Genomic DNA, 17558 nt, shown 5'->3' with positions numbered 1-17558 from the left:
CGCCACGGACCATCAGCGCTTCGCCGGCAAGGCCCGGTAAACCGCCTCGGTGGCGTCGGCGAAGCGTTCGATGCCGAATTCGGCGAGTGCGTGCGAGCGCGCGGCGGCTCCCATGCCGGCCAGCGCGTCGCGGTGCTGGAGCATCCAGCGCAGGGTCGCCGCCATGGCGGCGTGACCGTGTACCGGCACCACCCAACCATCTTCGCCGGGATGCAGGTTCTCCGGCAGGCCGGCGTAATCGGTCACCATCACCGGCTTGCCCATCGCCATCATTTCGCGGCAGGCGAAGGAGATGGTCTCGATGTCGTGCGACAGCACGAAACCGGCATCAAGCGCGGCGATGACCGGACGCACGTCTTCCAGCAGGCCGGGGAAGTGGAACTGCGCGTCGAGTCCGGCCTCGCGCACGATCGCGAGCTGGCGCGCCGAGGGCGGCTGACCCGCGATCACCACCTGCACGCGGCGGCGCTCGTCGGCGGACAGCAGGCCCAGCGCGGCGACCAGGTCCGTCCAGCCCTTGTAGTCGGCGGTGCCGGCGCTGCTGCCGATCAGCAGCGCGTCCGCCTCCGGCGCGAAGCGTGCCCGCTGCGCGCGCGCGTCCGCCGCCGGCCAGGGGGCGAAATGCGCGGTATCCACGCCGTTGTAGACCGTCTGCGGGTGGCAGGCGCGGTAGGGCGTGGCGTCGAGCTGGTGGCGCACGTACTCGCACACCGCAATCGCCTTGTCGGTGTGGAAACGCGCGCGCCAGACGTGTTGCAGTCCGCCCATCGGCTTGGTGTTGTGCTTGGTCAGGACGACGCGCGGACGCGGCGATATGCCGCGCAGCGCGGCGATGACGATGCGGTGATCGGCCGAACCGTTCACGTGCACGATGTCGAACCCGTTCGCGCGCAGGTAGTCATGCAGCTGGCGGATGGCGCGCGCGCGTTCGCGCCACCGGCGCAGGCCGTTGGGAAACGGCTGCGCGAGCGTGCGCACGCCGGGCAGCGCCGCGGCTTCGGCCAGCAGGCGACTGCCGGCAGGGGCGGCGACATGGACCTCGTGCCGCGGTCCGAGCGCGCGCGCCAGTTCGCGGATGTAGGTGGTGTGGCCGCCGCCGCTGCCGCTGTGGAAATTGGTGTAGAGCAGCTTCATCGACAATGCGGGCGCCGTGGTCGGCCGACTAGGGGACCACGGGATCCTGCAACAACTCGGGATGGCCGTCGATGCCGCGCTCGCATCGGGTGATCTTCTGCATGCGGGTGGCGTGGAACAGGCGGTTGTTGGGCAGGCTCATGTCGTCCACGTCGGGCGGGGCGCGCGAGTTGTGCCACAGGTGCACGGCCAGCGCGGCCCACTTGAGCGCGCGCCGGCGCAGGCCGGTGTTTTCCAGCCGCGCGGCGAGCTCGCGATCCTCGGCGCCATAGCCTTCCATGCGCTCGTCGAAGCCGTTGACCTCGAGCAGATCCGCGCGCCAGAAACTCATGTTGCAGCTCATCACGCGGCCGCCGTTGCGCGAACGCGCCTTCCAGCGCGCCAGCCAGGGCTGGCGGAAGGCGTAGAGCCGGCGGGTGCCATCGAACTCGTCGAAGTCCGCCTTGACCCAAGGCGCGAACACCGGCCGGCCGCCGGCCAGCAGGCGCTCGCTCTCGGCGACGGTGGCCTTGAGCCGCCCGCCCTGCAGAAAGAAGCCGGGTTCGGCCAGGCGTTCGTGGTCGCCGATGAAGTCCGGGTGCAGGATCATGTCGCCATCCAGCAGCACCACGTAGTCGCCACGGCTGGCGGCGATGGCGCGGTTGCGGCAGCGCGCCGCGCGGAAGCCGCGATCCTCCTGCCACAGATGACGCACCGGGACCGGCAGCACCTGCCGCCAACGGGCAACGACCTCGGCCGTGTCGGGACGGGAGCCGTCATCGGCAATCAATATCTCGTCGGGCATCCGACGCTGGGCGGCGACGCTTTCCAGCACCCTTTCCAGGGCTTCGGGCCAGTTGTAGGTCAGGATCGCGAGGGAGATCTTCATCGAGTGCGCGGCGGGCCGGTGGACGCCGCGGGCAACGACAGGCTCAGGGCCAACGGCAACCAGATGATCAGCCAACCCGGGCGGGGGCTGTCAATCAGGTGCGGCAGATCGAACTGCACCATCACGCTGGCGAACACCCACAGCGCCAGCACCACCCGGCCGATCGCATCGTCGCGATGCCGCCAGGCGCGCCAGCCCAGCCCCAGCCAGACGATCGACCACAGCAGCAGGCCCGGCAGGCCGATTTCCACCGCGACCTGGGTGAACAGGTTGTGGGTGTGGACCTGATCCATGCCCATGCCGCCCTGGACCGGAATGGTGAAGCGCGCGCCCTGGCCCAAGCCCAGCCAGGGATGCTGTTCGAACAGCGCCCAGGCGTACTGCATGATCTGCGGGCGGAACGACCAGCCACGCTCGCTCAGTTCCGGATAGGCCGCGGCCGCCACGCCCAGCGCGACCACGCCCAGGCCGAGCAGGCGCTGCCAGGCGCGTTCGTTCCTGCGGATGGCGAGCAGCACGAACACCGCGCCGAACAGCGCGGCCCACGCGCTGCGGGAATCGGCGAGCACCAGGCAGGCCACCATCGCCGCCATCGCCAGCCATTTCAGCAGGCGTTGCCAGCGCGCCTGGAAACGCCACGGCCACAGCCACAGGAAGCCGGCGCCCATCGCCGCGGCGATCAGGTTGGCATTGGCCATCACGCCGAATCCGATCACGCGGCCGTCCGGCGGCGGTTGCACCGCGAACCGGATCATCGCCGCCACCGCGGTCACCGCGAGCACGCCGGCGCCGGTCACCAGCATCCCGCGTTGCCGGCGCGGATCGGCGCCGACGCCATGCATCCACGCGAACAGGAACACCAGGACGCTGAGGGTGCGCAGGATTTCATCCAGCGGACGCGAGGCATTGGTCCAGGCCAGACTGATCGTGGACCAGACGAACAGCGCCATCAGCCACGGCATCAACGGCCGGCGCGCCAGTTCGCGCCAGCGCTCGAACCGCGAGAACCCCAGGATCAGGGCCGGCAGGTACAGGGTCAGCACCAGCAGGTACTGGTAAGGCTTGCCGGGATTGAACGACGGACCCGCAGGCAGCGCGCACATGCCGGCGATCAACGCCATCAGTCCGACGCACAGCAGATTGCGCCAGCGCTGGGCGGTTTCGACGCCGACCGCGTGCGCATGCGCGGCACCCGCCGTCGGCGCGGTGTCGCGCGCGGCGAGGCCGGGCGTCGGCGCTTCGGCGTCCGTGTCCGGGGCGGGGACACGGGACAGCGACGCGGCGCGGCGGGGAGGCACCGGTGCGGCGTCAGGTGCGGGTGTCGAGGGAAGATGTCGGGAGGGCAAACACGGCGTCCGGCAGCGGCTGGGGGGCGACTTGCCAAGCGTAAGGCAAGCTACGCTTGCGGACCAAGCGAAGACCCGACCGATTGTCCGCCCGCGGCATCCGGGCGGTGAACATGAACATCACAGATCGTGATGCCGCCTAGCCTTTGCGCTTGCGGCTGCGGACGATGCTCAGGATGCGCTCCAGCCGCTTCCACCAGGGCAGGCGCGCGCGCCAGCACACGTCGATGTAGCGCCGCGCCTCGGCCCAGTCCGGATCCGGCTTGGTCCGGTACTCCAGCTTGGCCAGTTCCAGGCAGGAGTCGTCCATGCCGGCGGCGCGGGCGTAGTGCGCGATCAGGCCGCGCGACTGCAGCAGGCCCAGGAAGGTGGTGGTCCGGTTCTGCTGCGCCCACCAGCCGTTGTTGCCGTGGATGCGATAGCCGACCTGGCCGGTCGGCAGGAAATACTTGCGCGCGCCGAAGATGCTGGCGCCGAACACCAGGCAGTTGTCGGCGGAAATCCGCCAGGTCGCGCTGATCTGCGGCGGCAGATCCATGCACAGGCGCGCATAGCGCAGCCGCAGCGACAGCGCCGAGGTCGGCGCGCCGTACCAGTAGGTCAACGCGTAGGTGCTGATGGCGGTGTAGCCGAGATCGAGCGGCTGCCGGGCAAAGCCGATGCGGCCTTCCTCGTTGCCGAACAGGTCGATGTCGGAGAACACGAAACCCACATCCTTGCGCTGGTCGTAGATCGCGCCGATCTTTTCCAGATAGTCCGGTTGCCAGCGATCGTCGGCGTCGAGGAAGCAGACCACGTCCACGTCGGCCTCCACGGCGGCCACGCCGCGCTGGAAGGCCGCCAGCTGGCCGCCGTTCTCGCCGAACAGCAGGGTCACGCCGGGATGGCCGCCGTAGTGTCCGGTCAGCAGGGCCTGCGAGCCATCGGTCGAACCGTCGTCGACCACCAGGATCTGCGCCGCGCGCCGGCTCTGCGCCAGCACGCCGTCGACCGCCTCGATCACGAAGCGGGCGTAGTTGTAGTTGGTGATGATGACCGCGAAGCGGGTCATGCCTGGCCCTCGACCAGCAGTTTGCGGAAGTAGCCGATGGTTTCCTTCAGGCCGTCCTCCAGCGCCACCTTCGGCTCCCAGCCCAGCTTTTCCCGGGCCAGCGTGATGTCCGGCTGGCGCTGCTTCGGATCATCGGAGGGCAGCGGCTGGAACACCAGTCGCGAGGTCCCTCCGACCAGGCTGAGCACCTTCTCCGCCAGCTCCAGCATGGTGAACTCGCCGGGATTGCCGATGTTTACCGGGCCGGTGAAGCCGCGCTCGGTATCCATCATCCGCACGATCACCTCGACCAGGTCATCCACGTAGCAGAAGCTGCGGGTCTGGCTGCCATCGCCGTAGATGGTGATGTCCTCGCCGCGCAGCGCCTGCACGATGAAATTGCTGACCACCCGGCCGTCGTTGGGATGCATGCGCGGGCCGTAGGTGTTGAAGATGCGCACCACCTTGATGTCCAGATCGTGCTGGCGGTGGTAGTCGAAGAACAGGGTCTCGGCGCAGCGCTTGCCCTCGTCGTAGCAGCTGCGCAGGCCGATCGGATTCACCCGTCCCCAGTAACCCTCGGTCTGCGGATGCACTTCCGGATCGCCATACACCTCGCTGGTGGAGGCCTGCAGGATGCGCGCGTCCAGCCGCTTGGCCAAGCCGAGCATGTTGATCGCGCCGTGCACGCTGGTCTTGGTGGTCTGCACCGGATCGTGCTGGTAGTGGATCGGAGAGGCCGGGCAGGCGAGGTTGTAGATGCGGTCTACTTCCACGTACAGCGGGAAGGTCACGTCATGCCGCATCAGCTCGAAGTAGGGATGGTTGAGCAGATGGGCGACGTTGCGCTTGCTGCCGGTGAAGAAGTTGTCCGCGCACAGGACGTCGTGTCCGTCCCCGATCAGGCGATCGCACAGGTGGGAACCCAGGAAGCCGGCGCCGCCGGTGATCAGAATGCGCTGCATGAACCACTCTCGAAGAAGGAAGAACGCCGCCAGCGGCCACGCGGTGGCCCGCCGGGCAGGCGCATATTGTCATGGCTGGGTCGGTGCCGGGGAAGGGAGGCCACGCGGATGCGCGTGGACCTCTTCACGGCGTCGGGCGTATGGCCGTCAGGCGCTCACGCCAGGCCTGGAACATCAGCACGCCCCACAGGTGGGTGTGCCACTTGCGCTGGCCGGCCTGGAATTCTCGCCAGATCGCGCGGATCGGCGCCGGATCGAAATGGCCTTCCTCGCGCAGGCGGCGCTCGTCCAACTGGGCCTCGGCCCAGTCGCGCAGCGGACCGCGCAGCCAGTCGCCGACCGGCGCGCCGAAGCCCGACTTCGGCCGATGCACCAGCGAGGCGGGCAGGTAGCGTTCCAGCAGGCGCTTGGGCAGATGCTTGAGCTGGCCGTCGTGGTACTTCATCGCCAGCGGCAGCGACCAGGCGAACTCCACCACCCGCCAGTCCAGCAGCGGCGCGCGCGCCTCCAGGGCCACCGCCATGCTCGCGCGATCGACCTTGGTCAGGATGTCCTCGGGCAGGTAACAGGCGAAATCCAGCGCCATCAGATGATCGGCGGGACCGCCGTTGGCCGGCAGCGCGGCGGGATCGTCGTAGGCGGTGATCGCGCGGCGCGCGCCGCGCACGACCTGTTCCGGCCGTCGCCAGCGGCTGACCCGTTGCAGGGCGACGCCCTGCAGATCGCCGGTGGCCAGTTCCGCGCGCGCGGCGGCCAGGCCGCCCAGCCGCGAGCGCTCGCCGGGATTGCCGGCCAGGCGCGCCAGCAGACGTCGCGGCAGCCGTGACAGCCGGGCATCGTTGCGCAGCGCGCGCAGGTAGCGGCTGTAGCCGAAGAAAAGTTCGTCGCCGCCGTCGCCCGACAGCGCCACCGTCACGTGCTGACGGGCCAGCCGGCACAGCAGCGCGGTCGGCAGCTGCGAGGAATCGGCGAAGGGTTCGTCGAACATCCGCGCCATGTCCGGCACCAGGTCCAGCGCCGCGCGCCCATCGGCATGCAGTTCGGTGTGATCGGTGCCCAGGTGCCGCGCCACCGCGGCGGCGTAGGCGCTCTCGTCATGGTCGGTGTTGTCGAAGCCGATCGAAAAGCTGCGCACCGGGCGCGTGGACTGCGCCTGCATCAGCGCGGTGACCAGTGAAGAGTCGGTGCCGCCGGACAGGAATGCCCCCAGCGGCACGTCCGCTTCCATCCGCAGGCCGACCGCGTCGCGGAGCAGGGCGTCCAGCGCGTCCAGCGCGGCGTCCTCGTCGCCCGCGAAGCCATCGGCGATGGCGGCTTCCTGGCGTTGGCGCGCGTTCCACCAGTGCCGCGGCGCGCGGATCGGATCATGGCCGGCGTCGCCCGCCATCAGCGCCGGCGGATCCAGGCGCAGCAGGGTGCCGGCCGGCAGCTTGTGCACGCCGCGCAGGATCGCGTACGGCGCGGGGATGTAGTCCAGCCGCAGCAGCAGCGCCAGCGCATCGGGATTCACGTCCGTGCGCAGGCCCGGATGGGCGCACAGCGCGGACAGTTCGCTGCCGAACACCAGCGTGCCCTCGCTGGTCCAGCCGTAATACAGCGGTTTCTTGCCAACCCGATCCCGGGCCAGCCACAGCGTGCGTTCGCGACGATCCCAGGCGGCGAGCGCCAGCATGCCGTTGCCGCGCTCCAGCGCCGCCTGCACGCCCCACTGCGCAATCGCCGCCAGCAGCACTTCGGTGTCGGAGTGCCCGCGGAAAGCGTGCCCCAGCGACTCCAGTTCCGCGCGCAGCGCGGCGTGGTTGTAGATCTCGCCGTTGAAGGCGATCACCCAGCGGCCGTCGGCCGACACCATCGGCTGGTGGCCTTCCGGGCTCAGGTCCAGGATCGACAGGCGCCGGTGCGAAAGCACCAGGCCGGCCTCGGCGTCCACCCAGGTGCCGCTGTCATCCGGACCGCGATGGGCGATGGCCAGGCCCATGCGCCGGCCGAGGGCGTGGAGTTCGTCCGCGTCGCCACGCGGTTGGGGCGACCAGGCGCCTGCGATGCCGCACATGGTCAGGCCTTGTTCTGTTCGGGGGATGCGGGCGTGACCACCGGCTGTCCGTTCTGCAACAGCCACAGCATGATGGTCTTCTGGCGCACGTAGTTGGCACGCACGTAGGCGTAGATCAGGCCGTGCCAGCCGTCGAGGAAGCCGCCGCGCAGGACGTAGCCGCGCCAGAAACGCCAGGCCGGCGACAGCACCAGTTTGGCGAGGGTGGCGCGCTTGCCGCGCGCGAAATCGTGCTCGGCCATCATCCGCGCGTAGCGCTGGGTCTTGATCAACTGTTGTTCGAGCGAGCGGTACGGGTAATGGATCAGATCGCCGCGCAGGGTCTTCACCGCGCCGTCCACGCTGGCGGCCTCGTGCACCTCGCGCTTGCCGCGCCAGCCGCCGCGACGGCGATCGAACAGGCGCAGCACCCGATCCGGATAGGCGTTGCCGTGGCGCAGGAAACGCCCGAAATAGTCCGACAGCCGGGCGAACCGGTAGCCGGCGGCGTCGAAGCCCGCATCGCGCGCCGATTCGATGGCTGTGCGCAGCGTGTCGTCCACCCGCTCGTCCGCGTCCAGGCACAACACCCAGTCATGGCTGGCCTGTTCGACCGCGAACTGCTTCTGGCTGCGGAAACCGTCGAACGGCCGTTGCAGCACCCGCGCGCCCGCCGCCCGCGCGATCGCCACGGTGGCGTCGGTGGAATACGAATCCACCACCACGATCTCGTCGCAGAACGCCAGCGAGGCCAGGCAGTCGCCGATGCGGTCCGCTTCGTTAAACGCGATAATGCAGGCCGAAATCGGGACCCGGTGGTTCGAGGAGGCGTTGATGGCGGATTACCTGTTGTTTGCGACGGAACGCTATGCGCTGCCCATCTTGCAGCCGCTGGCCGATGCGCTGCAAGCCGCCGGTCACGGCGTGCACGCCTGGTTCGTCGACGGCGCGGCGGGCGCGCGCCTGCCCGCGCCGGTACGGATGATCGACGGCCCTCGCCAGGCGGTTGATCTGCGTCCGCGCGCGGTGTTCAGCGCCGCCAACTGGGTGCCCACGTTCGTATCCGGCGCCAAGGTGCAGCTGTTCCATGGCTTCAACGTGGAGAAGCGCGACGCCGCCCGGGGACACTTCCGGGTGCGCGGCATGTTCGATCTGTACTGCACGCAGGGACCGGCGACCACCGCGCCGTTCGAGGCGCTGGCGCGCGAGGCGCGGCATTTCAAGGTGGTGGAGACCGGTTGGCCCAAGCTGGATCCGCTGTTCGGACCGGAGGACGCGCTGTCGCGGCAGTGGCGTGAGCAGGCCGGCGGCCGGCCGGTGGTGATGTTCGCCTCGACCTTCACCGAGCGCCTGAGCGCGGCGCCGCACCTGCATGACGCCATCGCCGCGCAGGTCGCGGCCGGCGAGCGTTTCTGGCTGCTGACCCTGCATCCCAAATGCGCGCCGGAACTGTTCGCGCGTTACCGCGCGCTGGCCGGCGCCAACGCGGTGTTCGTCGAGACCGAGGACCTGATCAGCGCGGAACGCGCCGCCGACGTGCTGGTCGCCGACACCACCTCGGTGGTCAGCGAGTTCGTGGTCCAGCGCAAGCCGGTGGTGACCTTCCGCAATCGCGCGCCCAAGCCGCACATGATCGATTTCGACGATCCGGCGCGCCTGCCGGAAATGCTGGCGCGCGCGTTCGCCCCGGACGAAGCGCTGCGCGCCGCGCTGGCCGACTACGCCACCGCGATCCATCCGTATCACGACGGGCACTCCTCGCAGCGGGTGATGGTCGCCACCGAGCGCCTGCTGCGCGGCGAGCTGGGGCCGCTGGCGCGCAAGCCGCTGGGCGGCCTGCTGCGGCATCTGCAGATCCGCAAGGACCTCGGTTACTGGGGACCGGCCGCGCGCTGAGCGCTCACCAGCGCAGGCGGCGGCGCGACAGGGCTTCGGCCAGGCGCTGGTGGATCGCCCGCGCTTCGGATTCGGGCAGGAAGCGCAGGCGCAGCGGCGGACCCAGGCCGCGATCGCCGGCGGTATCCAGCCACAGCGTCGCGGTGCCCAGCCAGCGATCCACGGGCGAACGGGCGAGGCGCAGGGCCTGCAGCTTGTCGACCTCGGCGAACCGCCACCAGCGCCACCACCAGCCGCCGCGCACCGCGATCATCTCCTCGCCGGCGGCATAGCCGGCACGGCGCGCGTTCTGCCAGGCTGCCCAGGCCGTCAGCGGACACCCCAGCAGGGCCAGCCAGCCCCAGGCGCCGAACGCGACCACCAGCGCGATGGCCACCAACGGAAACAGGATCAGCCCGGGCAAACCGAGCCGCCAGGCCGCGTTGGCCGGCAGTGGATGCCATTGCGCCGGCGGCCATGGAGAATGCGGCAGCAGGTGACGGATGAGCTGCTCGCAGGTGTCCGGCGTGGCGATCGGCGCGAGCACTTTGAGCGCGCGGCCATCGTCGTGTTCGCCGCGGGTGGCGACCGCAGTATCGATGTGCAGGCTTCGTCGCTTCAGCCAGCGCTGGACCACGCCTTCGTGCAGCGTCCAGGCCTGGATGCGCCGGCGCGCCACGCTGTTGCGCATGCGGGTGAGCAGGCCGCGTTCAACCGTCAGCCGGCGATCGGCCTCGCTCAGGCGGAAGCCATGGAACTGCACCAGCGCCAGCAGCACCGACAGCAGGCGGGTCAGCAGCAGCACCAGCGCGACCACCGCCAGCGCGGCAAGCACGCCGCTCTGCCAGGTCCATTCCAGATGGCTCGCATAGCCAAAGGCTTCGCGCGAATAGCGCTGCACCAGGCGCGCCATCATCCTGTCGGGCAGCACCTGCCAGGCCAGGCCGAATGCCGCCGCCACCACGACCATGCCGCGGTTGGAGGCCACACCCAACCGGATCACTTCCGCCAGCGGCAGCGCCAGCAGCGTGCTCGACGCGGGGGCCAACGGATCGCTCGTCGACACGGGCGTGGCCTGTCCGCGATGGCGGATCAGATTCTCCAGCGCGGTGGCCGCCGGCAGGCTCAGCACCCGCATCTCCGCCTCGGGCTTCTGTCCGCCGGCCGATTCCAGCCGCACTTCCGCCACCTGGAACAGGCGATGCAGCAGCGACTGGTGGATGCCCACGTTGTGGATGCGGGCGAAGGGAATCTCGCGCAGGCTGCGGTGCAGCCAGCCGCTGCGGATGGTCAGGCCGTCGCGGCCGATCCGGTAGCGGTAGGTGAAGTACTGGACCACCGACAGCACCACCAGCACGCCGACCGCGATCACCGGGCCCAGGTTCGCCCACAGGTTGTCGGGATCGCCGCGACCGCCGAACACCACCAGCGCGATCAACGGCAGGATGAACTGCTTGAGCTGCTGGACCAGCACGAACAGCCACGACCAGGGATGCAGCCGCTGCTCAACCGCCGTCGGCGCATCGCCAGCGGGGAGGGGCGGCGGAAGTTCGGGAATGCTCACAGCGCGTCGTCGACGTCGAGTTGCCGGGCCAGCCGATCGCGCAGGCGCTCGGCGTCGGCGGCGTCCAGCGCCTGCACGTTCACGGTGGCCTGGCGGGTGCCGGCGGTGTGCACCACCAGGGTGGCCAGGCCCAGGCCGCGTTCCAGCGGTCCGCGCTTCAGATCCAGGTGCTGCACGCGCGAAATCGGCACCAGCGTTTCGCTCTGCCACCAGTTGCCGCGCCGCACCGCGAAGCCGGCGTCATCCAGCTTCCAGCGCGTGCGCAGGTGCCGGCGCACGCTCAGCCACGCGCCCAGCGCGGCGCCGATCAACAGCGCGGCGGGCGCGGCCAGCCATGGCGACATCATTCCCGACGCCTTGCTGGCGAACACGGCGCCCACCGCCAGCGGAATGCCCAGCATCACGCCGCCCAGCGCGGCCAGCCACGCGCCGCGCGGCGGCAGCGGCTGCCAGTCCGGCGCGATGTCCGCCACCAGGCCGGGGGGCGTGGTCGGCGGCGCGGGCGGCGTGTCGGTGGGTGTTTCGCTCATCAACGGGTCCCCGCTTTCGCCTCTTCGTACATGCTGTAGTCGAGCACGTAATCGCGACCTTTGCGGTAGTCGGCTAGCCGGCCCTTCATGCGCTTGATGGTCGCGGCCCGCGTCTTGCGGTCGGTGAATTCCTCGGGGGCCTTGGCCACCGCTTCTGTCTGGTAGGCCACCGCCTGATCGAACTTGCTATTGGCGGCGAAGGCCGCGGCGACGGTATCCAGTTCGCCCGAGGACAGTTTGTCCTTGCGTTCGATCATGAACTGCGCCAGTTCCAGCGCACGCGCGGGATCGCGCTGCGCGGGAATCGGGCAGGTCGCCAGTGTCCACACCTGTTCGTTGCGCGCATGCTCGATGCCCGCTTCCTCCGCGCGCGCCTGCCAGTCGGCGGCCTGCTTGCAGTCACGGGGAAGCCCGGCCAGGCCTTCGACGTAGAAGTGCGACAGCTCCACCATCGCCATGCCGTTGGAGGCATTGGCCGCGCGCTGCAGGTGCGGCAGCATGCGTCGGTAGTGGGCGTCGCCGAACTGCGCGGGGTCCTGCATCAGCAGGCTCGCGGTGAACATCGCCGCGCGCGCGTTGCCGTTGTTGCTGGCGCGTTCCAGCCATTCCAGCGCCTTCTTCGGATCGTGCGCCATATACTTGGATTCGTCGTCCAGCATCATCGAGCCGATCGCCAACTGGGCCAGGCTGTCGTCCGCCTCGGCCTTGCGTTGCAGGGCTTCCACCCGGAAGCGGAACACCGTGTCGTAATCCGGCCACTGCTCGTTGAGGCGGATGCGCGCGGCGGCGTTATCCACCGGCGCGCGATCCAGCACCGCCAGCCGCGGCGGATCGGCTTGCAGGATCCGGCCGAGCACGAACTCGGTCATCTGCGTGTTGGTGACGCCGGCTTTGGCGGCGGCCTGATCGAACGCGCCCGAGGCGTCCAGGGCGGAGGATTCCAGCCGGTATTTCCAGCCGTCCTTCTCGCGCACGAAATCCGGGCCGAACTGGAAGTTGGTTTCGGTCGGCGGTCCGATCTCGGACACCGCATGATCGCCGGACACGGTCACATGGGTCAGCGAGACAGGACCATTCTCCTCGTCGCTGCGCACCGCAATCCAGCCCTTGCTGGCGAACAGCCGCGCCACCGCCACGCCGTCCAGCTGCTTCAGCGCGGCTTCGTCCTGGCCAGCGCGCAGCAGATAGACCTTGACGCGATCATCGGAAGGCAGCCGGCGCAACTGTTCGGCCGAGGCATACAGCGCGGCGTCGCGAAGGAATGCGAAATGAGCGAAGCTGGACGTTGCCAGCAGATCCGCGCTTTCCGGCTTGTTCGCATTCACCAGTTGCGCATAGCGATCCCAGGCGCGGCTGACCGCGTTGATTTCGGCCAGATCGTCGCCCGCCGCCAGCGCCGGCGCCGCCCACAGCGCCAGCCATAACCCCATTGCACGCATGTGTTCCCCTTGTCGCGTTTGAATCGTCCCGCGGGCTCAGAGGTAAGGATTGTCCTCGCCGCTGCCCGGAGGACGCAGGGTATAGCGTTTGTACGTCCACTGGTACTGGGCCGGATCGCGGCGCGTGATCCGCTCCACGCCGGCATTGAGCGCGGTGACCGCGACCACCGGATCCGGATCGGCGATCGCCGGTTCCGCCGGTTCGATGTGCAGGGCGAAATCGGGACCGGGACCGATCCGCTCGCACCAGGCGAACAGCACCACCGCGCCGGTACGCTCGGCCAGCCGCGACAGCAGCGTCATGGTCAGCGCCTGCACGCCGAAGAACGGCGCGAACTCGCCGTCACCGGCCTTGGGTTGCTGATCCGGCAGGATCGCCACCACGCCGCCGTCCTTGAGCTGCTTCCACAACTGGCGCACCGCCGGGCCTTCGGCGCGCACCTGGGTGATGTTGGCGGCGCCGCGCGCGCGCAGCAGGAACGCATCGCCCACCGGCGACTCCGGCACCCGGTACACGAACGCATATGGCCCGCGCGAGGCCAGCCACTGGTTCAGCAGTTCCCAGTTGCCGTAGTGGGGCGCGGCGATGATCACGCTGCGGCCGGCGGCGCGGGCCTGGTCGTACAGTTCGACGCCATGCAGTTCGCGCAGGCAGGCCAGGTTCTGCGCGTGCGGCCGGGTCCAGAAGCGCAGGGTTTCCATCAGTTGTCGGGTGGTGGCGCGCAGGATGTCCTGATGCAGCGCCTCGCGTTCGACGGCGTCCAGGTGCGGAAAGGCCAGTTCCAGGTTGCGCCGCGCCACCCGGCTCTCTCTGGCGTCGGTACGCCGCCATAGCCACGCCAGCCGGTCGCCCAGCCAGCGCAGCAGCGGCCAGGGCAGGCGCATGAACCCGGCGATGGCGGTGTAGAGGAGGAGGGCGGTGGTCTGCGGCTTCATCCGGATCAGTCTAGCGGTTGACCGTGACCGCCCGCGCCGCGAGCATGGCCGCATGCTTGCCTTGATACAGCGGGTCACCCGGGCGTCGGTGACCGTGGACGATGAAACCATCGGCGCCATCGGCGGCGGCCTGCTGGCCCTGGTGGCGGTGGAGCCGGGCGACGCCGAGCCGCAGTTCCAGCGCATGGCCGAGCGCCTGCTGGGCTATCGGGTGTTCGCCGACGAAGCGGGAAAGATGAACCGCTCCCTGGCCGATACCGGCGGCGGCCTGCTGCTGGTCAGCCAGTTCACCCTGGCCGCCGACACCCGTTCCGGGATGCGTCCCAGCTTCACCACGGCGGCCCCGCCGGAGGAGGCTGAACGGGGATTCAACCGTCTGGTCGAAATCTGCCGGCAAAAACACGCCCCGGGGGTGGAAACCGGGCGTTTCGGTGCCCATATGGTCGTCAGCCTAGTCAATGACGGGCCTGTGACCTTCCTCCTGCGGCCCTGACGTTCAGGGAAGCGGGAACAGCGTTTCCTCCCGGGTTTCCGGGGACGGTGGCTGGTCCGGGCTGGTATAATACTAGGTTCCTTCCTCCTCTCATGCCGGTGGCGCAACCTCCATGGCCAACGAACGTCCTGCCCAACAATCTGAAATCAAGCTGCTGATCAGCAAGGGTCTTGAGCAGGGCTACCTGACCTACGCCGAAGTCAACGATCACCTGCCGGACGACCTGGTCGACCCGGAACAGATCGAAGACATCATCGGCATGATCAACGGCATGGGCATCGACGTCCATGAAGTCGCCCCCGATGCCGAAACCCTGCTGCTGTCCGACGGCAACACCGGCGGCCGCGAAGTCGACGAGACCGCGGCCGAGGAAGCCGCGGCCGCGCTGACCTCGCTCGACACCGAAGGTGGCCGCACCACCGACCCGGTGCGCATGTACATGCGCGAAATGGGCACCGTCGAGCTGCTGACCCGCGAAGGCGAAATCGCCATCGCCAAGCGCATCGAGGAAGGCCTGGGCCAGGTCCAGGCCTCGCTCGGCAACTTCCCGTGGTCGATCGAACTGCTGCTGGAAGAGTACGAACTGCACAAGACCGGCAAGAAGCGCCTGGCCGAAGTCGTGGTCGGCTTCAACGATGTCGAGGAACCGGTGGAAGAAGTGCCGGAAGCCGTCGAAGCCACGGACAGCGATGCCGACAGCGACGACGACGAAGAGGAGGGTGGCGACGACGCGGCCGAAGAGGCGGCGCCCACCGGTCCGGATCCGGAAGAAGTCGCCCGCCGCATGCAGGCGCTGGCCGACGGCTACGCCAAGTTCAAGAAGGCGCACGCCAAGAACGGCCCGGACAACAAGGCCGTCACCAAGATCCGCGCCGAAATGGCCGAGGTCTTCGTCACCCTCAAGCTGCCGCTGGCCCTGACCGACACCCTGGTCCGCAAGCTGCGCGACGTGGTCAACGAAATCAAGGACCACGAGCGTCGCGTGATGCACCTGTCGGCCAACATCGCCAAGATGCCGCGCAAGGACTTCCTGCGCGCCTGGGAAGGCAACCAGACCAACCTGGGCTGGGTGGACGAAGTCCTCAAGCGCAAGCAGAAGTGGTCCTCCGGCCTGCGTGAAGTGAAGGATCAGATCATCGCCGAGCAGGAAGCCACCATCGCCGTCGAACAGGCGATGCACCTGCCGCTGGCCGAGATCAAGGAAATCAGCCGCGCCATGGCCTACGGCGAAGCCAAGGCCCGCAAGGCCAAGAAGGAGATGGTCGAGGCCAACCTGCGCCTGGTGATCTCCATCGCCAAGAAGTACACCAACCGCGGCCTGCAGTTCCTCGACCTCATCCAGGAAGGCAACATCGGCCTGATGAAGGCCGTGGACAAGTTCGAATACCGCCGCGGCTACAAGTTCTCGACCTACGCAACGTGGTGGATCCGTCAGGCCATCACGCGTTCCATCGCCGACCAGGCGCGCACCATCCGTATTCCGGTTCACATGATCGAAACGATCAACAAGATGAACCGCATCAGCCGCCAGATCCTGCAGGAAACCGGCGCCGAGCCGGATCCCGCGACCCTGGCGCAAAAGATGGACATGCCCGAGGACAAGATCCGCAAGATCCTGAAGATCGCCAAGGAACCGATCTCCATGGAAACGCCCATCGGTGACGACGACGATTCGCACCTGGGCGATTTCATCGAAGACACGTCCACGCTGGCGCCTTCGGATGCGGCGCTGCATGGTTCGATGCGCGATGTCGTCAAGGAAGTGCTAGACTCTCTCACCCCGCGTGAAGCCAAGGTCCTGCGCATGCGTTTCGGCATTGAAATGAGCACCGACCAGACCCTGGAAGAAGTGGGCAAACAATTCGACGTCACGCGCGAGCGCATCCGCCAAATAGAGGCTAAAGCGCTGCGCAAGCTGCGTCACCCCAGCCGGGCCGACAAGCTGAAGAGCTTCCTGGAAGGGCAGTAAATTTCCTGGGCCTCTAGCTCATGCCTGGTTAGAGCAGCGGACTCATAATCCGTTGGTGCCGAGTTCGACTCTCGGGGGGCCTACCAAAGAAATACGCGGGTCTCGGAGCAATCCGAGGCCCGTTTTCTTTTCCGCAATCGGTAGACTTTTCCGCAATTCCGATTAGCGCGTTGGGGCTGCCTTGTCTCCCTTACGACGCCTGACATACTTCTCGGTGGTCGTTACGGAGCCATGGCCGAGCTGCTTTTGTGCCTGTCGAATGTCCCCGGCCGCTTCGGTCTTGTCGGTGCCGGCCGTAGCTCGCAGGTCGCGAAATTGGAATGCAGCCTTGGGCACGCCGGCGGCCTCGCGGGCCTTGTCGAACCGGTCGCGAAGCGCGCCGGCAGTAAGCGGCAAGCCAGACTCGTTGACCACCAAATAGATGCTCACCACCTTGTTCTCGGCGCGGTAGCGCGTCTTTCTCGCCTGGATCCGATCGATGACCACCGCCAGCTCGCCCGTGATCTCGATCCGCAGCTTGTGGGCCGTCTTGCCCTGGCGCACGTGCAGGAACCCGTCGCGAATATCGGTTTCCAGAAACCGCAGCGTGTCCGCCGGACGCTGGCCGGCCAGGTAGGCCAAGTCCATGGCATCCCGCAACGGCTCGTCGGCTGCGCCGTGCACGCGCGCGAAGACATCGTCCTCGACGTAGGTGTCGCGGCCGCGCTCCTTGTTCTTGCGCACCCCCTGCGCCGGATTCGGGGCGTCGGTCAGGCCGATCTCCCGGGCGTAGTTGAAGATGGCGCTGAAGAGCGCGATCTCGCGATTGGCGCGGACGTGCCCGGCGTCCGGTGGCACAGGCCGGCCCTTTTCTCGAAACCAGTCCGCCGACTTCGCCATGCGCCAGCGGATGTAGCGCGTGACGTGCACGGGTTTGATTTGCTCCATCAGCACGGGCGGCTTGTCGAAAATTTCGCACAGGAAGTCCAGCTCGATCTTGTTGCCGTCCTGGGTGCGGGATGCCTTGGTCGGAACGATATCGGCGAAGTACCGGTTGGCTGCCTGGCGGAAAGTGACCTGGCCGGCGGCGCCGACGGCCTGCTGCGTGAGCTGTCCCCAGCGGCGCATGGCCTCAATGAAGTCGGACCCGAGGGGTTCTTCCTTGCGCGGCTTGCCGCCCAGGTCGAAGTAGTAGTAGGTCTTGGCGCCGCGGTGGCGCGCGCGCATGCCGGGCGGCAAGCGATTGCGGGTAGGCTTGCGCCCCATGCTCATGCCCTCCAGGCGTCAGGCGTCCATTCGGTGTTGGCTGGTTCGGCTACGGGCGCGGGGCGGCGCTCCACCGCGCTGCGCGCGACTATAGCCCGGCCCGCCCGGTTGACGTGCGCCGGGTAGCCATGG

The 17558-nt window shown here is 68.5% G+C and carries 15 protein-coding genes and 1 tRNA gene; 4 read left to right on the top strand and 12 right to left on the bottom strand.

Translation table 11 applies throughout. The annotated features are described in order from the left end of the window. Window positions 1-12 precede the first annotated feature (12 nt). The 7 genes from ACTHN1_RS00080 to ACTHN1_RS00050 form a co-directional block, all read right to left on the bottom strand. A complete protein-coding gene (locus ACTHN1_RS00080; protein WP_440468947.1) occupies window positions 13-1134 on the bottom strand; it encodes a glycosyltransferase family 4 protein in 1122 nt (373 codons plus the stop codon). A 28-nt stretch (window positions 1135-1162) separates the two neighbouring features. Then, window positions 1163-2002: a glycosyltransferase family 2 protein gene (locus tag ACTHN1_RS00075; RefSeq protein ID WP_440468946.1), complete on the bottom strand. Its 840-nt coding sequence runs from the start codon at window positions 2000-2002 to the stop codon at window positions 1163-1165. Continuing rightward, window positions 1999-3300: an O-antigen ligase family protein gene (locus ACTHN1_RS00070; RefSeq protein WP_440468945.1), complete on the bottom strand. Its 1302-nt coding sequence runs from the start codon at window positions 3298-3300 to the stop codon at window positions 1999-2001. The genes ACTHN1_RS00075 and ACTHN1_RS00070 overlap by 4 nt, the downstream gene beginning before the upstream one ends. Before the next feature lie 187 nt (window positions 3301-3487). Continuing rightward, window positions 3488-4399, bottom strand: coding sequence for a glycosyltransferase family 2 protein (locus ACTHN1_RS00065; protein ID WP_440468944.1), 912 nt, complete (start codon window positions 4397-4399; stop codon window positions 3488-3490). Further along, a complete protein-coding gene (locus tag ACTHN1_RS00060) occupies window positions 4396-5343 on the bottom strand; it encodes a UDP-glucuronic acid decarboxylase family protein (protein WP_440468943.1) in 948 nt (315 codons plus the stop codon). The genes ACTHN1_RS00065 and ACTHN1_RS00060 overlap by 4 nt, the downstream gene beginning before the upstream one ends. 124 nt (window positions 5344-5467) lie before the next feature. Further along, entirely contained in the window at window positions 5468-7396 is a 1929-nt protein-coding gene (asnB, locus tag ACTHN1_RS00055) for an asparagine synthase (glutamine-hydrolyzing) (protein WP_440468942.1), read from the bottom strand. Window positions 7397-7398: 2 nt separating this feature from the next. Then, window positions 7399-8211 (bottom strand): glycosyltransferase family 2 protein, encoded by an 813-nt coding sequence (locus ACTHN1_RS00050; RefSeq protein ID WP_440468984.1) that lies wholly within the window; start codon window positions 8209-8211, stop codon window positions 7399-7401. Between ACTHN1_RS00050 and ACTHN1_RS00045 the strand changes: the two genes are divergently transcribed. Continuing rightward, window positions 8207-9271 (top strand): CDP-glycerol glycerophosphotransferase family protein, encoded by a 1065-nt coding sequence (locus ACTHN1_RS00045; RefSeq protein WP_440468983.1) that lies wholly within the window; start codon window positions 8207-8209, stop codon window positions 9269-9271. The genes ACTHN1_RS00050 and ACTHN1_RS00045 overlap by 5 nt on opposite strands. Window positions 9272-9275: 4 nt before the next feature. Here ACTHN1_RS00045 and ACTHN1_RS00040 read toward each other — a convergent pair whose 3' ends face one another. The 4 genes from ACTHN1_RS00040 to ACTHN1_RS00025 are packed head-to-tail and all read right to left on the bottom strand — an operon-like array spanning window position 9276 to window position 13719. Continuing rightward, window positions 9276-10814 carry a PH domain-containing protein gene (locus ACTHN1_RS00040; protein ID WP_440468941.1) on the bottom strand — a complete coding sequence of 513 codons (1539 nt, stop codon included), beginning with the start codon at window positions 10812-10814 and terminating at the stop codon, window positions 9276-9278. Then, window positions 10811-11344 (bottom strand): PH domain-containing protein, encoded by a 534-nt coding sequence (locus tag ACTHN1_RS00035; protein WP_440468940.1) that lies wholly within the window; start codon window positions 11342-11344, stop codon window positions 10811-10813. Before ACTHN1_RS00035 ends, ACTHN1_RS00040 begins: the two co-directional genes overlap by 4 nt. Continuing rightward, window positions 11344-12774: a tetratricopeptide repeat protein gene (locus ACTHN1_RS00030; protein WP_440468939.1), complete on the bottom strand. Its 1431-nt coding sequence runs from the start codon at window positions 12772-12774 to the stop codon at window positions 11344-11346. Before ACTHN1_RS00030 ends, ACTHN1_RS00035 begins: the two co-directional genes overlap by 1 nt. A 45-nt stretch (window positions 12775-12819) precedes the next feature. Continuing rightward, entirely contained in the window at window positions 12820-13719 is a 900-nt protein-coding gene (locus tag ACTHN1_RS00025) for a lauroyl acyltransferase (protein WP_440468938.1), read from the bottom strand. Window positions 13720-13771: 52 nt separating this feature from the next. On the opposite strand from ACTHN1_RS00025, the gene dtd reads away from it, so the two are divergent. The 3 genes from dtd to ACTHN1_RS00010 all read left to right on the top strand — a co-directional run bounded on the left by dtd (window position 13772) and on the right by ACTHN1_RS00010 (window position 16267). Continuing rightward, window positions 13772-14212: a D-aminoacyl-tRNA deacylase gene (gene dtd / locus ACTHN1_RS00020; protein ID WP_440468937.1), complete on the top strand. Its 441-nt coding sequence runs from the start codon at window positions 13772-13774 to the stop codon at window positions 14210-14212. Window positions 14213-14324: 112 nt separating this feature from the next. After that, window positions 14325-16181, top strand: coding sequence for an RNA polymerase sigma factor RpoD (rpoD, locus tag ACTHN1_RS00015; protein WP_440468936.1), 1857 nt, complete (start codon window positions 14325-14327; stop codon window positions 16179-16181). 7 nt (window positions 16182-16188) lie between these two features. Continuing rightward, window positions 16189-16267 (top strand) — tRNA-Ile (locus ACTHN1_RS00010). Window positions 16268-16343: 76 nt separating this feature from the next. On the opposite strand, the gene ACTHN1_RS00005 is transcribed toward ACTHN1_RS00010, so the two are convergent. Further along, the gene (locus tag ACTHN1_RS00005; protein ID WP_440468935.1) at window positions 16344-17426 is read right to left on the bottom strand and encodes a tyrosine-type recombinase/integrase; all 1083 of its coding nucleotides are present in this window, start codon (window positions 17424-17426) and stop codon (window positions 16344-16346) included. Between the last annotated feature and the right edge of the window lie 132 nt (window positions 17427-17558).

This window comes from Pseudoxanthomonas sp. (assembly GCF_051953815.1).
Lineage (GTDB): Bacteria > Pseudomonadota > Gammaproteobacteria > Xanthomonadales > Xanthomonadaceae > Pseudoxanthomonas_A.
The sequence above is the reverse complement of the archived record's forward strand: the minus strand, read 5'-3'. Positions and strand labels throughout refer to the sequence as shown.

Bases quoted from the DNA above. Each gene is read 5' to 3' on its own strand.
- asnB (WP_440468942.1), bottom strand. From the start codon at position 7,396: ATGTGCGGCATCGCAGGCGCCTGGTCGCCCCAACCGCGTGGCGACGCG.
- ACTHN1_RS00060 (WP_440468943.1), bottom strand. From the start codon at position 5,343: ATGCAGCGCATTCTGATCACCGGCGGCGCCGGCTTCCTGGGTTCCCAC.
- ACTHN1_RS00035 (WP_440468940.1), bottom strand. From the start codon at position 11,344: ATGAGCGAAACACCCACCGACACGCCGCCCGCGCCGCCGACCACGCCC.
- ACTHN1_RS00025 (WP_440468938.1), bottom strand. From the start codon at position 13,719: ATGAAGCCGCAGACCACCGCCCTCCTCCTCTACACCGCCATCGCCGGG.
- ACTHN1_RS00005 (WP_440468935.1), bottom strand. From the start codon at position 17,426: ATGGGGCGCAAGCCTACCCGCAATCGCTTGCCGCCCGGCATGCGCGCG.
- ACTHN1_RS00075 (WP_440468946.1), bottom strand. From the start codon at position 2,002: ATGAAGATCTCCCTCGCGATCCTGACCTACAACTGGCCCGAAGCCCTG.
- ACTHN1_RS00030 (WP_440468939.1), bottom strand. From the start codon at position 12,774: ATGGGGTTATGGCTGGCGCTGTGGGCGGCGCCGGCGCTGGCGGCGGGC.
- ACTHN1_RS00065 (WP_440468944.1), bottom strand. From the start codon at position 4,399: ATGACCCGCTTCGCGGTCATCATCACCAACTACAACTACGCCCGCTTC.
- dtd (WP_440468937.1), top strand. From the start codon at position 13,772: ATGCTTGCCTTGATACAGCGGGTCACCCGGGCGTCGGTGACCGTGGAC.
- ACTHN1_RS00080 (WP_440468947.1), bottom strand. From the start codon at position 1,134: ATGAAGCTGCTCTACACCAATTTCCACAGCGGCAGCGGCGGCGGCCAC.
- rpoD (WP_440468936.1), top strand. From the start codon at position 14,325: ATGGCCAACGAACGTCCTGCCCAACAATCTGAAATCAAGCTGCTGATC.